Source organism: Pedobacter quisquiliarum (genome assembly GCF_014642175.1).
GTDB classification, from domain to species: Bacteria; Bacteroidota; Bacteroidia; order Sphingobacteriales; family Sphingobacteriaceae; genus Pedobacter; species Pedobacter quisquiliarum.
On the sequence record NZ_BMIL01000012.1, the window covers coordinates 58,986 to 73,505 of the forward strand.

At 45.2% G+C, this 14,520-nt stretch carries 14 protein-coding genes; 9 read left to right on the forward strand and 5 right to left on the reverse strand.

Annotation, left to right across the window (positions count from 1 at the left end):
* The first annotated feature begins 4 nt into the window (after positions 1 to 4).
* The 7 genes from IEW69_RS15680 to IEW69_RS15710 are packed head-to-tail and all read left to right on the forward strand — an operon-like array spanning position 5 to position 5,801.
* A complete protein-coding gene (locus IEW69_RS15680; RefSeq protein ID WP_188627831.1) occupies positions 5 to 1,720 on the forward strand; it encodes a M23 family metallopeptidase in 1,716 nt (571 codons plus the stop codon).
* A gap of 5 nt (positions 1,721 to 1,725) precedes the next feature.
* On the forward strand, positions 1,726 to 2,190 hold the full coding sequence (gene bcp, locus IEW69_RS15685; RefSeq protein WP_188627832.1) for a thioredoxin-dependent thiol peroxidase: 465 nt from the start codon (positions 1,726 to 1,728) through the stop codon (positions 2,188 to 2,190).
* Positions 2,191 to 2,244: 54 nt separating this feature from the next.
* Positions 2,245 to 3,090, forward strand: coding sequence for a transketolase (locus tag IEW69_RS15690; protein ID WP_188627833.1), 846 nt, complete (start codon positions 2,245 to 2,247; stop codon positions 3,088 to 3,090).
* Positions 3,091 to 3,101: 11 nt separating this feature from the next.
* Positions 3,102 to 4,058: a transketolase family protein gene (locus tag IEW69_RS15695; RefSeq protein ID WP_188627834.1), complete on the forward strand. Its 957-nt coding sequence runs from the start codon at positions 3,102 to 3,104 to the stop codon at positions 4,056 to 4,058.
* 3 nt (positions 4,059 to 4,061) lie between these two features.
* Complete coding sequence (locus tag IEW69_RS15700; RefSeq protein ID WP_188627835.1) at positions 4,062 to 4,622, forward strand: RNA polymerase sigma factor; 561 nt, start codon at positions 4,062 to 4,064, stop codon at positions 4,620 to 4,622.
* Positions 4,623 to 4,656: 34 nt separating this feature from the next.
* Positions 4,657 to 5,304: a hypothetical protein gene (locus IEW69_RS15705; RefSeq protein ID WP_188627836.1), complete on the forward strand. Its 648-nt coding sequence runs from the start codon at positions 4,657 to 4,659 to the stop codon at positions 5,302 to 5,304.
* A gap of 38 nt (positions 5,305 to 5,342) precedes the next feature.
* On the forward strand, positions 5,343 to 5,801 hold the full coding sequence (locus tag IEW69_RS15710) for a hypothetical protein (protein WP_188627837.1): 459 nt from the start codon (positions 5,343 to 5,345) through the stop codon (positions 5,799 to 5,801).
* A gap of 64 nt (positions 5,802 to 5,865) precedes the next feature.
* On the opposite strand, the gene trxA is transcribed toward IEW69_RS15710, so the two are convergent.
* From trxA to IEW69_RS15725, 3 genes are all read right to left on the reverse strand, one after another.
* Positions 5,866 to 6,183: a thioredoxin gene (gene trxA, locus IEW69_RS15715; protein ID WP_188627838.1), complete on the reverse strand. Its 318-nt coding sequence runs from the start codon at positions 6,181 to 6,183 to the stop codon at positions 5,866 to 5,868.
* A 104-nt stretch (positions 6,184 to 6,287) separates the two neighbouring features.
* Positions 6,288 to 10,718 (reverse strand): DNA polymerase III subunit alpha, encoded by a 4,431-nt coding sequence (dnaE, locus tag IEW69_RS15720; protein ID WP_188627839.1) that lies wholly within the window; start codon positions 10,716 to 10,718, stop codon positions 6,288 to 6,290.
* Between the two features lie 419 nt (positions 10,719 to 11,137).
* On the reverse strand, positions 11,138 to 11,620 hold the full coding sequence (locus tag IEW69_RS15725; RefSeq protein ID WP_188627840.1) for a lipocalin family protein: 483 nt from the start codon (positions 11,618 to 11,620) through the stop codon (positions 11,138 to 11,140).
* A 217-nt stretch (positions 11,621 to 11,837) separates the two neighbouring features.
* Between IEW69_RS15725 and IEW69_RS15730 the strand changes: the two genes are divergently transcribed.
* Together IEW69_RS15730 and IEW69_RS15735 are read left to right on the forward strand one after the other, a co-directional pair.
* Complete coding sequence (locus IEW69_RS15730) at positions 11,838 to 12,776, forward strand: malate dehydrogenase (protein ID WP_188627841.1); 939 nt, start codon at positions 11,838 to 11,840, stop codon at positions 12,774 to 12,776.
* Positions 12,777 to 12,780: 4 nt separating this feature from the next.
* Positions 12,781 to 13,218, forward strand: coding sequence for an aspartyl protease family protein (locus tag IEW69_RS15735; protein WP_188627842.1), 438 nt, complete (start codon positions 12,781 to 12,783; stop codon positions 13,216 to 13,218).
* 169 nt (positions 13,219 to 13,387) lie between these two features.
* Here the strand turns inward: IEW69_RS15735 and IEW69_RS15740 are convergent, their stop codons facing one another.
* Together IEW69_RS15740 and IEW69_RS15745 are read right to left on the reverse strand one after the other, a co-directional pair.
* Positions 13,388 to 14,053, reverse strand: a complete 666-nt coding sequence (locus IEW69_RS15740; protein ID WP_188627843.1) for a hypothetical protein — start codon at positions 14,051 to 14,053, stop codon at positions 13,388 to 13,390.
* The gene (locus IEW69_RS15745) at positions 14,050 to 14,391 is read right to left on the reverse strand and encodes a PadR family transcriptional regulator (protein ID WP_188627844.1); all 342 of its coding nucleotides are present in this window, start codon (positions 14,389 to 14,391) and stop codon (positions 14,050 to 14,052) included. Before IEW69_RS15745 ends, IEW69_RS15740 begins: the two co-directional genes overlap by 4 nt.
* Positions 14,392 to 14,520: the final 129 nt, after the last annotated feature.

Sequence of the window (14,520 nt, forward strand, 5' to 3'; positions counted from 1 at the left end):
CTTGATGTATAGACCGATCCTGTTCCTATTCCTGTATTTTGCACTACTTCCGACTGCTAACAGTCAACTTTTAATCAGCAACAACAAATATCCGCTGGTGGATTTCAGGCCACCGCTGAGCATCAGTCCGCCTGCCCTATCGGGTTCATTTGGCGAACTCAGGTCCAACCACTTCCACTCTGGTATAGACTTGCGTACCAATCAGCGGGAAGGCTTTCCGGTTTACGCCATTGCAGATGGATACATTTCCAGGATCAGAATACAGAGCAGTGGCTTCGGTAACGCCTTATACATCAACCATCCAAATGGCTATACGTCTGTGTATGGCCACTTGCAACGCTATAATGCAAAGCTCTCTGCAAAAGCAAAGGCTGTTCAATACGAAAAGAAGTCGTTCGATATAGACGAGTTTCCCGCCGCAGACCTGATTCCTGTTTACAAAGGTGAGATCATTGCCTATTCCGGAAATACCGGCAGTTCGGGTGGTCCGCATTTACATTTCGAAACTCGCGACACTAAAACAGAAGCGACAATCAATCCGCAGCTTTTCGGCATCGAAGTGCCAGATCAGGTTAAACCTGTTATTTCGGCGATGTATGCTTATCGCCTGGATGGACAGCCTTTTAGTGAGTTTACACCGAAGATTCCGATTCCACTTAGCGGTGCTGCAGGTGCTTACCGCGTGGCAAGTCCGCTGAGCCTTAGTGGCGAAATTGGTTTTGGTATCGTAACCACGGATCGCCACACTGGGTTATCGGGTACAAACGGAGTGTACTCCATTATGCTTGAAATAGACGGCCGACGCGTCTATACCTCGGCGCTTGAACGCTTTTCATTTGAAAACAGCAAGGCTATCAATTCGCATATCGACTATCCGACCTACCTGAATACAAAAAGAAGCATTCAGAAGAGTTTTGTGGACCCTGGTAATCCATTACAGATTTACACCAACCTTGAAAACAGAGGTCGCATTAGCTTTAACGATGGGCTTCTGCACGATCTGAAATACACTGTGACAGATGTTCGTGGTAACACCAGCACCATTACTTTTCAGGTACAAGCTTCAGCTACGCCTTCCACCAGCAGTCCACGACCGATGAAAGGAATCTTGTTCCCATACAATCAGGTTAATGAATTTAAGACGGACAGCGTGTTTGTCCAGATTCAGCCGGGCAACTTATATAACGATCTTGACTTTGTGTACAAAGCTGGCGCGCAGCGTGTAGCCAGAGGGTATTCAGCGGTGCATCAGGTGCATAACCGCCTGACTCCACTACATACCGGCTTTGATTTATGGATTAAGCCTATGGCAGATCTTGGAGAATTGCAGAGCAAGGCGCTTATTGTAAGCACCAGCGGTGCATCGCAAGGCGGTAAGTTTGAGGATGGTTTCGTGAAAGCAAAGCCGAGGACCTTTGGGAGTTTCTACATTGCCGTAGATACGCTACCACCGACGATAACGCCGGTAAACATCTCCGAAGGTAAAAACATGCGGGGCGTAGGCAGAATGACTTTCAAGATCAGAGACAACTTATCAGGCATTAAGAGTTTTAACGGTTACATTGATGGACGCTGGGTTCTAATGGAGTTTGATGCTAAGACCGCAACTTTATCGCACAGTTTTGATGGTACCTTATCAAACGGGAAACATAACTTAGCGCTCATTGTTGTAGACATGAAAGAAAACTCGAAGACACTGACGCTATCATTTTATAAATAAGCATTATGACAGAACTTTCGGCAGGTATGCAGGCACCTGCAATCAATTCCAGAGATCAGGATGGCAACGCCATCAGCTTAGATCAGTTTAGTGGCAAGACCGTGGTTTTGTACTTCTATCCAAAAGATGATACCCCGGGTTGTACGGCAGAGGCATGCGATTTCAGAGACAATCATCAGAATTTAATTGCCAAAGGGATTGTTGTTTTAGGCGTAAGTGTAGATGATGAGCAGTCTCATAAGAAGTTCATCAGCAAGCACAGTTTACCCTTTCCGCTGTTGGCAGATACAGACCACAAGATTGTAAATGACTACGGTGTCTGGGTTGAAAAAAACATGTACGGCAAGAAGTATATGGGTGTAAACCGCAGAACATTCATTATTGATGAAAACGGCTTAATTAAGGATGTAATTAAGAAGGTAGATACTAAAAACGCGTCTGCGCAGGTACTTGAACTACTTTCAGTTTAATTAAATTATTAAGGCTTAAATAATACCTTTACAAATATTAACTTTTCCAGCTAAATGAAACATACAATTAAAGAATTAGAAGATATCGCTTCTCAAGTCAGAAGGGATATTGTAAGAATGGTGCATGGCTGTCAATCAGGTCACCCAGGTGGGTCACTAGGTTGCGCAGATTTCATGACCGCTTTATATTTTGAAGTCATGAACCACAACACCGACTTCAATATGGATGGCAAAGGTGAAGATCTTTTCTTCCTTTCGAACGGACACATTTCCCCGGTTTTCTATAGTGTACTTGCGAGATCAGGCTATTTTGATGTTGCGGAACTTGCCACTTTTAGAAAGCTGAACTCCCGTTTGCAAGGTCACCCAACTACACATGAACATTTACCAGGCATCAGAATCGCATCTGGATCTTTAGGTCAGGGCTTCTCTGTAGCTATTGGTGCGGCTTTAGCTAAGAAGCTGAACAAGGATAGTTCTTTAGTGTATACGTTACATGGTGATGGAGAGTTACAGGAAGGCCAAAACTGGGAGGCCATTATGTTTGCGCCTTTTAACAAGGTTGACAATCTGATTTCTACGATCGACTATAACGGTCAGCAGATTGACGGTCCTACGGAAAAAGTATTGTCCTTAGATAACTTACAGGCGAAGTTCGAAGCCTTCGGATGGCATGTAATTACCTCTGATGGAAATGACATGGATAATATTGTGAAAGCACTACATTATGCGAAGTCGCTTACCGGAAAAGGCAGACCAATCCTGAATTTAATGAGTACACAGATGGGTTATGGTGTGGATTACATGGTTGGCTCACACAAATGGCATGGCACTGCGCCAAACGATGCACAGCTAGAAAGCGCATTGGGTCAAATTTCCAGTTCATTATCCGACTATTAATCAGAATCAACGTGAAAAAGTATACATATACAGAAAAGAAAGACACCAGATCAGGCTTTGGTGCCGGCCTGCATGAAGCAGGAAAACGCAATGAAAACGTAGTTGCTTTATGTGCCGATTTAAAGGGTTCATTGAAAATGGACGACTTTGCAAATGAATTCCCTGACCGTTACATTCAGGTGGGTATTGCGGAAGCAAACATGATTGGTATGGCTGCAGGTTTAACCATCGGCGGCAAAATTCCTTTCACTGGAACTTTTGCAAACTTCTCTACTGGTCGTGTTTATGACCAGATCAGACAGTCCGTAGCTTATTCAAACAAGAACGTTAAAATTTGTGCATCTCACGCAGGATTGACGCTTGGAGAAGATGGTGCAACGCACCAGATTCTGGAAGATATCGGTTTGATGAAAATGCTTCCGGGCATGACTGTAATCAACCCTTGTGATTACAACCAGACTAAAGCGGCTACACTTGCTATTTTAGACTACGAAGGTCCGGTGTACCTACGTTTCGGGCGCCCGAGCGTACCAATCTTTACGCCTGCGGATCAGGACTTCCAGATCGGTAAAGCATGGATGGTGAACGAAGGTAAAGATGTAACGATCATCGCGACTGGCCACATGGTTTGGAAAGCGATTGAAGCTGGTGAGGAACTTGAGAAGCTAGGTATCGATGCGGAAATCATCAACATCCACACGATTAAACCTTTGGATGAAGAAGCGATTCTAAAGTCTGTGCAGAAAACAGGCTGTGTAGTTACCGCTGAAGAGCACAATAAGTTTGGTGGTTTGGGTGAAAGTGTTGCCCGTCTACTGAGCACACAGTTCCCTGCACCGCAGGAGTTCGTTGCTGTTAACGATAGCTTCGGAGAGAGTGGTACGCCAGATGAATTGATGACTAAATACGGCTTAGACACCGTTAACATCGTTGAAGCGGCGCAAGCTGTTTTAAAACGCAAGAAATAATCTATGAAGCAGGTTGAAGACGCAGAGATACTAGAAAAGTTTTCAGTTGAACGAACCAGACAGGAGGCCTTCAGCCTGCTTCTAAATAAATATCAGCAAAAGATCTACTGGCACATCCGCCGCTTGGTCATCAATCATGATGATACGGACGATCTTGTGCAGGACGTGTTTGTGAAGGTCTGGAAGAACCTGGGCAACTTCAGGAGCGACTCCCAGCTCTACACCTGGATCTATCGCATTGCCACAAACGAATCCATTACTTTTCTGAATAAACAAAAACGGCAGAACAATACGCCACTGGATGAAGTATCATCTGAAGTGGTGGAAAGCATGGTTGAGCCCTCCTACTTCAATGGTACGGAGATCCAGCTCAAACTCCAGCGTGCCATCCAGACATTACCCGAAAAGCAGAAGCTGATCTTCAACATGAAGTACTTCGATGATATGAAGTACGAGGAGATTTCTGAGGTACTTGGTACCAGCGTCGGGGCGCTAAAAGCATCATTTCATATTGCGGTAAAGAAAATTGAGACTTTCATGTTAAATGAAGACATCCGTTTTTAAACCTTTTAGGATTAATAGCATCTATATAAGCGAAATGGATAATAATTTAGAACATAATGATTGGAAAGATGAGGCACCGAATCTCTCCCGTTTGCCTAAGGTAAATCCCTTTGCTGTTCCTGAGCAGTATTTTGATAGCTTAAGTGAAAGAATTAGCGCAAGTGTATTTGTTGATGATTTAAAGACAAACGCTGGTGTATATGAACCTTCGGTTCCCGAGGGTTACTTCGAATCGCTACAAGCGGACATTACGGCTAAGATCGCGCTTGAGCAACTGAACCTACCTAAAGAAGATGGCTTTGCTGTACCAGCGGGTTACTTCGAAAAACTAAACCACAAAATTCTTGAGCAGGTTGAACAACCTCAGGCCACTACGCCCAAGGTTAGAAAGCTGTGGCCAAATCGCATGACGAAATATGCCGCAGCGGCTTGTTTAGCGTTGATATCCGGTTTTGCGGTGTACCTGAACCAGGATAGCCTGTTTAAATCATCGGCTCCGCAGCATGCTACGGCTTCTGTAGCTGAAGATCCGATGTTGTGGGACATTGATGAGCAGACCATCATGGATGAAATGGAAAGCGGCACATCAGAGAACAGCACAAATACTTCTGCGACTTCTGCAGAACTTGAAGACTATATTTTGAACCACTATACGCAATATGAAATTGCATCTAACCTGTAAGTGCTGGACTTATGGTGTTAAATAGAAAATTGAATACTATGAAAAATATTTGGATTGCAATGCTACTCTTGTTCATCCCCGCATTGCTTAATGCTCAGGATCGTGGCAACCGCAATGAAGAAATTGAATCTTACAAGATTGCTTACCTCACGCAGAAGCTTGATCTCTCTTCAGGAGAAGCCAAGATCTTCTGGCCAATTTATAACGACTGGCAGAAGGAATTGAGCGCCTTGCGATCGGAGCGAAACAAGAATGTCATTAGCTTCCGCAAAACCGAGGAAATTGAAGCATTGTCGGACAATGAAATTCACGCGCTGATTACCAATGAAATTAACTACAAACAGCGCAACCTGAATATTGAAAAGAAGTACTACAACAGGTTGAAGTCCAGCCTACCGCTGAAGGTGGTTGGAAAGTACTACAGGGCACAGGAAACCTTCAAGAAGGAACTGCTGAACCGCTTTGGCAGGGGAAGAAACCAGCCAAACAAAGAGTAGAGACTATCGGCCATAAAAAAAGCGTTCATTTTCATGAACACTTTTTTTATGTGTATATACTTGATTACAGTTGTTTATCTAACTTTCCTGAAAGTACTGATTTTGGAACTGCACCAACTTGTTTATCTACAACTTCACCGTTTTTGAAGAACAATAAAGCTGGAATATTACGGATACCAAACTTGGTTGAGATCTGAGGATTGTTATCTACGTTAACTTTTCCAACGATTGCTTTTCCTTCGTATTCTTTAGAGATCTCGTCAACAACTGGACCTACCATACGACATGGACCGCACCATTCTGCCCAAAAGTCTACCAACACTGGTTTATCTGAATTTAATACAACTTCCTCGAAGTTTGCATCTGTAATTTCTAAAGCCATAATTTATATTTCTAATTAAGTTTTTCAGTATCCTAAATGGATCATTTTATACAAAGATAATAATCAATACTTATGCCACGGTATGCTTTCAGGGCTTTATGACATTAGTTCAACTTGTAGCTAACACTGTTCAATGCAGTAACCTTTTCGAGGAATGCATTGTTTGGATTTATGCGCAATGATTTTGAAGGTAATTCCAGCACAACATTCTGCTCCCGGTCGTACACAGCGAAGTGTAGCTGGCAGTTTTGCTGTTCCGTGGTGGATTTATTCTCTTCAATGATGCCATCAATGTCGGCCATGATATCTTCGTTGATACCTTCTATCGGGATCTGAATAGTGATGCACTTTGTCAACTTGTCACGTAGTTCCGACAGCAGGTTTATGGAGGTTACTTTGAACTCCCAGTCGCCTTCCTTGCGGAAGCGCTCTCCTACCCGTCCGCGGATCTGAAGGAAGTAGCCTTCAGTCAGAAATTGTTTAAACTTGATGAAGTCGTCACCGAACAACGCCAGTTCGCAGCTTTCATCGTAATCCTCAAACACAAAGGTGCCGAAAGGCTTTCCGGTTTTCGTGATTCGTTGCGCCGCAGCAACAACCAACCCGCCGATAACCAGCTCTTTGTTTTTAAGTGATTCGAATTCTGCGAGTACTTCTTCATTGGTATCGCCGGTCCGGATCTTATTGATTACGGACAAGTGTTTAACACAGTTTTGGCAGAAGTTATTCAGCTCAAAGCGATAGTTGTCTAACGGGTGGCCAGACAAGAAGATTCCAATGGCATCCTTCTCGTATTTAAGTTTATCAATGAGCGTCCACTCTGGAGCCACCGGTAAGCTTGGTTCCAGAATCAGATCTGCGACAGTACCGCCGAATAACGATGATTGCGCAGAGGACTCGTTATTCTGGAAGTCATTCGCATACTTGATGAGCTTCTCGATGCCGTTCATTTTATCGTTTACACCGATGAAGAAGTACTGCGCCCGGTGGTAGCTGAAGCCATCAAAGGCGCCGCTATAGACAAAGCTCTCGTAGGCCTTCTTATTTACCGTACGAGTGTTTGCGCGTTTCGCGAAGTCGTGCACACTCTTGAATGGACCGTTCGTTCTACGCTCTTCTATGATGCTTTCCACAGCTTTCTCCCCTACGCCTTTCACGGCGGATAGTCCAAAGCGCACTTCTCCACGATCGTTAACGGAGAACTTGATGTCCGATTCATTTACATCCGGGCCAAGTACCTGAACGCCCATCTGGCGGCACTCTTCCATGAAGAAGGCGACCTGCTTGATGTCGTTCATGTTATTGGATAGCACTGCGGCCATGTATTCTGCAGGGTAATGCGCTTTTAAGTACGCAGTCTGGTAGGCAATCCAGGCGTAGCAGGTCGAGTGCGACTTGTTGAAGGCGTATGACGCGAAAGCTTCCCAGTCTTTCCAGATTTTTTCAAGCGTCGCTGGCGAGTGCCCCTTCGCTGCAGCTTGCGCCACGAACTTAGGCTTCATCTTGTCAAGCACGTCTTTCTGCTTTTTACCCATCGCTTTACGCAATACGTCGGCTTCACCTTTGGTGAAATCCGCCAGTTTCTGCGACAGCAACATCACTTGCTCCTGGTAAACAGTAATACCATAAGTTTCCTTTAGGTACTCTTCGCAGGCATCAAGGTCATACTTGATTTCTTCTTCACCGTTTTTACGGCGCACGAAACTAGGAATGTACTCCAGAGGTCCCGGGCGGTATAGTGCGTTCATGGCAATTAAGTCACCAAATACGGTTGGCTTAAGTTCCTTCATGTACTTCTGCATGCCGCTGGACTCGTACTGGAAGATACCGACCGTTTCACCCCGCTGGAAAAGCTCATAGGTTTTCACATCGTCAATAGGGAACTGATCGGGATCAAGTTGAATGCCTGTACGTAAACGTACCAGCTTTACCGTGTCCTTGATCAGGGTCAGGGTCTTTAAACCCAGGAAGTCCATTTTGAGCAATCCGGCGCTTTCAACCACCGAGTTGTCGAACTGGGTAACATATAGATTGGAATCCTTAGCTGTAGCTACAGGAACAAAGTTCGTAATATCATCTGGTGTAATGATCACCCCACAGGCGTGAATACCGGTGTTACGCAGTGATCCTTCAAGGATTTTCGCCTGTTGGATGGTCTCCCCGCTCAGGTTTGCACCTGAAGCTACTGCTTTAAGCTCCAGCACCCGCTCGTATTCATCTGCACGCAGCCCGCCTTTTAGGGCGGCTTCGTCCAGGGAGAATATCTTGGCGAGCTTCATATTCGGGATCAGCTTGGCGATCTTGTCCGCTTCAAAAAGCGGCAGATCGAGTACCCGCGCGGTATCCCGGATGGACGACTTAGCAGCCATGGTACCGTATGTGATGATCTGTGCCACCTGGTTCGCACCGTACTTGTTGATTACATAGTCCATGACACGACTTCGGCCTTCATCGTCAAAGTCGATGTCGATATCGGGCATGGACACCCTGTCTGGGTTTAGGAAACGTTCAAAAAGCAGGTCGTACTTGATCGGATCGATGTTGGTGATCCACAAACAGTATGCAACCACGGAGCCTGCTGCAGAACCACGCCCCGGTCCTACGGATACGTCGAGCTTTCTGGCTTCCGCAATGAAATCCTGTACGATCAGGAAGTATCCCGGGTACCCGGTCTTTTCAATGGTTTTTAGTTCAAAGTCGAGTCGCTCGTCAATCTCTGGCGTGATTACGCCGTATCTGCGTTTGGCACCCTCATAAGTAAGGTGTCTGAGGTATTTGTTCTCTCCACGTTTTCCACCGTCGGTGTCATCTTCCGCAACAATAAACTGTTCCGGGATGTCGAATTTAGGTAGTAACACCTCCCGTGCAAGTTTATACGATTCTACTTTATCGGCAATCTCCTGCGTGTGGTAAATGGCCTCCGGCAGATCATTGAAGAGCATTTTCATCTCTTCAGGTGATTTGAAGTAATACTCCTGGTTTGGCAAACCGTAACGGTACCCGCGACCGCGCCCTATTGGTGTCGCTTGTTTCTCCCCATCTTTAACACAGAGTAGAATGTCGTGGGCATTCGCATCCTTTTTATCGATGTAATAGGTGTTGTTTGTTGCAACCACCTTCAAGCCGTGTCTGCGAGCCAACTGAATCAAGGTTCTGTTGGCAATATCTTCATCTTCCTGGGTATGGCGCATAATTTCAATGTAGAAATCATCACCGAACTCCGCTTTCCACCACTCTAATGCGGCTTCAGCCTGATGCTCGCCCAGATTCAGGATTTTACTTGCGATCTCTCCATAAAGGTTGCCGGAGAGTACGATCAGATCATCTTTGTACTGCGAGATTAACGCACGGTCAATCCTTGGTACATAATAGAAACCTTTGGTATACGCTATGGAAGATAACTTTGCCAGATTATGATAGCCATTCTTGTTTTTTGCAAGTAGGACCATCTGGTAGCCATTATCTTTCTTCGATTTGTCAAGGTGATTGTCACATACGAAGAATTCACAGCCAATGATTGGCTTCAGCATTACTTCTGTAGGTTCCTCACCGTTCTCAATGGCAGCATTGTTTTTTGCTTCCGCAGCCTTATTGTGGTTGGCCACCTGACTCACAAAGTGGAAGGCGCCCATCATATTTGCATGGTCGGTCATCGCCACTGCAGGCATCTTATATTTTGCCGCAGCTTTGATCAGGCCAGGGATGTTTATGGTCGATTGTAAAACGGAAAACTGCGTGTGGTTGTGCAGGTGGATGAAGTTCGCATTACTCAGCTCACGTTTATTGTCGTTCAGCGTAGCACGGGAAATCACTTCCGCCGGCTTCTGCAAGCGACGTTTGATTTCCTCAGAAGCTGATTTAAGGTTGATGTGCGTTAGTCCTGCGGACTCGATGACACCCGGATTAGCCTGCTTGAAATTGCGGATGTACTCCTGATCCAGGCCAAGTTCTTCAGGGCGGAACGCATCCGACTTCAGCAACTGCAGGAAACAACGGGATGTCGCCTCCACGTCGGCCGTCGCGTTGTGTGCTTCAGAAAAAGGCACACCGAACAGATAGCTGTGAAGTTCAGTTAAAGTTGGCAGCTTGAACTTTCCACCTCGACCACCAGGGAGTTGAAGCAAGCTGGCCGTAACTTCGGTACAGGTATCCAGCACCGGCATGTCCATGAGCTGGGTTTCCATGCCGAGGCGGTGGAACTCACAGGCCATAACGTTCACGTCGAAGCCAATGTTCTGACCAACGGCAAAGCGCGATTTCGAAAGTGCTATGTTGAACTCCGCCAGTACAGCTTCCAGATCCTCCCCTTGCTCCTCTGCAAGTTCGGTACAGATGCCGTGGATCTTCTCCGCATCGTAAGGGATATTGAAGCCCTTAGGCTTTACAAGAAAACTCTTGTTTTCCAGCAACTTACCCAGATCATCATGCAGCTGCCAGGCCACCTGAATGCAACGCGGCCAATTGTCTGTGTCCGTAACGGGTGCATTATAGTTGCGTGGTAAACCAGTGGTTTCGGTATCGAAGATTAAGTACATAGGTAAGTTAAGAGAATTCTGAGTCGCTCCGTTTAGGGCAGATGTGCAGTAAATACCTTGCGCATTACTACCCGGGTTGGAGGTGCAAAAATACTTAATACCTATTATAAAAGTGGCTAATCTTTGTAAGGTTAAATAGAATTTTACAAACCTCGCGGGTTTTTAAAAGCAAGCTGTTCTCCCTAAATGAGTTCTGTAGATAATGCCGGATTAGGTGACATCAGCACGCCAAGATGGGATAATCTGTTGCGCAGATAAAGTTGAATGATATACTTAGTAAAGCTGTTTATCTACATATTGCCAAACTCAGCTTAGTTAAGCTATTCTAAAGGTGAGCCTGGATTGTTGTGCAAACAACGTTGATATTAAGGATCTATTCCATAAATAAGCTCGAACTGGCTAAGGCCGGAAGGGCAAGCTTAATTCAACTGTTCTTTTGATAAAGTTGGAACGGGATGTTCCTGAGAAATAAGCTTAGCGGTATCATAACCTTTCTGCTTGCAGCGATTGATGATATCATCCAGCAGTTCCTGATCCAGATAAGGCTTTCTGGACATGATGAACAAGAATTTACACTCTGGATGCCCGATAACGGCGTATGAATAATCTTCAGCCAATTCAATGACCCAGTAATCTACTTTAAATGGCCAGAGGAACTGTAATTTGAATTCTGCATTATTGGTGCCCTTTACGACGTACAGCTTAGAGCGAATGTACTTCTGGGTTTGCTCCCCTGCAACTTTAAAGTTGGTAAATACAGCAAAATAGCCGTCCGGATGAATCACGTAGGTCTCTGTAGTCTGTCGCCAGTGCTTATCCATGAAAGTAGATATGGAATATAATGTATACCATTTCCCTGCAAATGACAATATATCTACCCTTTCTACAGGTGTATTTTCCATAACTATATGCTCTATTATTAAGCCCCTAACCTCCGAATGTTAAATCTAGATAAATAACCCCTTAGTATAAATAAAGTTTTAAAAACGATTTTTTAAAGCACCCAAAATTGATACCTTCGATCGGGGTGCCAGGTACGCTTTTTGCCCTACAAACGGGCAAACGGGTCCCTTGCCGGAGGGTTAAAGGACATAAAACTGCTAACTTAATCAAAGAAATATGAAAATAACTGTAGTAGGTGCAGGAGCTGTCGGCGCAACATGCGCAGACAACATCGCCCGCAAGGAACTGGCACAAGAGCTTGTGTTGTTGGACATTAAGGAAGGATTTGCTGAAGGAAAAGCAATCGACATGATGCAAACCGCAGCGCTCCTGGGCTTCGATACCAAAATCACCGGCGTAACCAACGACTACAGCCAGACTGCCGGCTCTGCTGTTGCAGTAATCACCTCTGGTTTACCACGCAAACCGGGCATGACCCGCGAAGAATTAATCGGCATTAATGCGGGCATTGTGAAAGGTGTTGCTGAAAATATCCTTAAATACTCTCCTGACGCGATTATTGTGGTGATCAGCAACCCAATGGATACCATGACTTACCTGGCCTTGAAGTCACTGAACATCCCGAAAACTCAACTTATCGGCATGGGCGGCATTCTGGACAGTGCCAGATTCAAATACTACCTAAGCAAAGCTTTAAACTGCAATTCCAGCGACCTGCAAGGCTTTGTAATTGGCGGCCATGGTGATACCACCATGATTCCACTAACCAGGTATGCAACTTACCAAAGCTTGCCAGTAAGCAACCTGCTTGATGAAGCGACACTCGAGAAAGTTGCTGCAGATACCATGGTTGGCGGTGCGACGCTAACGGGGCTATTGGGTACTTCTGCATGGTACGCGCCAGGTGCTGCAGGTGCGGCGCTGGTAGAAAGCATTGTGCGTGATGAGAAGAAAATCTTTACCTGCTGTGTAGCGCTTGATGGCGAATATGGCCAATCGGACATCTGTCTGGGTGTACCAGTAGTTGTGGGCCGCAATGGATGGGAGTCTATCGTAGACTTCAAACTTACCACAGAAGAGCAAGCTAAATTCGATAAAAGTGCAGATGCTGTGCGCAGCATGAACAACGTACTTACAGAAATGAAACTAATCTAATTGAATGAGAACAATTCGTGTCCCATTAAAACTGATAAACTTACAAGACGACGGTTTCCACCTTTTGGTGGAAATTGTTGTTTTTGGGAAAAAGCACTGGGCGGTGCTGGATACTGGTGCTTCCAGGTCGGTGTTCGACAAGGCGCTTTTAGAGCAGAACATCGCATCGGAAGCTATTGAAACGATAAATCCAGAAGAAGATACAGTAGCAACAACGCTATTCAGTACCTCAAGTACCGCCGTAGCAACACTGCCGAAATTGAAGCTTGGCAAGTTGAAGATTAAGAAGTATCAGGTTGTTGGACTGGACTTGCAGAGTGTGAATGAAGCTTATGAACATCTGGGCCATCCACAAGTAGCAGGGATTATTGGAGGAGACATCCTGATCAAGTACAAAGCAAAGATTAGTTATAAAAGGCTGCGGGTTACGTTCTATAGGTAAATTGTGGAGACATCCTGATTAAGTACGAACTAAGATAGCTTGTTAGCCGCTTGAATTGATTCTCTACGGGTTGAATCCCCAGTTAAAACAGCTAAGCTCTTTAGCACGCTCTCCAGTGGTGATAGCGGTTAACTCAGAATGGCTAAAAAAAACAAGCACTTCATGGCTCTTATCGAAGCTTCAGTTTTAAAGCACTGTTGTACATCTTCATAAAGGCCCGTAAGAATATACTAGAAAAGAAGTATGCAGTCCACATGATGGCTACGAGTATGCCGGGCTCCAGGGCAATCATTGCGTCCCAGGCAAAACAAAGATAGAAAACACAAGTGGCGGTATTCAGCCCGAATAGCGCATTGTATCGGAGCGCGTAATTACTAATAGATGGCTTAGCTTGCCGCCTATCCCGGATGTAAGATTTGTAGACAAACAGCAGCAACGGTATCAGCAAAGCGATCAAGGTGCCAATAATGGTCATAGAAACGATCGCCTCACTGTTCGCTTCGCCGAAATAGAACATTAACCCAAGACTAAGTAGCGAGAGGTTATGTAACACTGCTGGAAACCTAAAGGTGTTCAACATTTCCTGTTTCAGCATCCTGCTGAAGCTTCCATAAAGCCCCTGGCGCGTATTTTCTTCTTCCTCTAAAATCTGCTTCAGCCCACCAAAATCAGTATTGATTACTTCTTCAGCTAAGCTCAGGTGAAAGCTGTCTTGCGCCTCCTGCTCCAATGCGGAAAGCACATGATCATAAACCTCATTATACGTCTCCCGATAGCGCGTTACGGATTTCACGTAGTCTGCTATTTCCTGCTTTTGTATTTCGTTTAAGATCATTGTAGCGCGGGTTTAAGGTTTAACAACAGCTGTAAGCTTTTGATGAATGCTCGGGCTTCCTCCATTTTGTTCAGGGCAGCAGTTTGGCCGTCTGAAGAAAGTTCGTAGTACTTGCGCATCCGACCGTCAACCATTTCAGAACTTGTTTCCACTAATCCCTCCGCCTCCAGCTTGTGCAGTGCAGGGTATAAAGCGCCTTCTTTCAGATTAAAACCTCCATCGGTGATTGCCTTTACTTTCTGGGTGATTTCATAGCCATACATCTTACCATGCTGTTCCAGCAGGTTCAAGAGGATCGTCGATAAGGTGCCCTTAAATAAATCGCTGTTGATTGACATACCCGAATATACAAATAAACAACAATACCTAAAATCTTATGTATAGAAAAGATGATCGCTCACCGTAATCGCCTCCAGTAGAAAGTTAATCTGGACTGGCTCATACATTTTAAGCAGCTCACCTTTGAG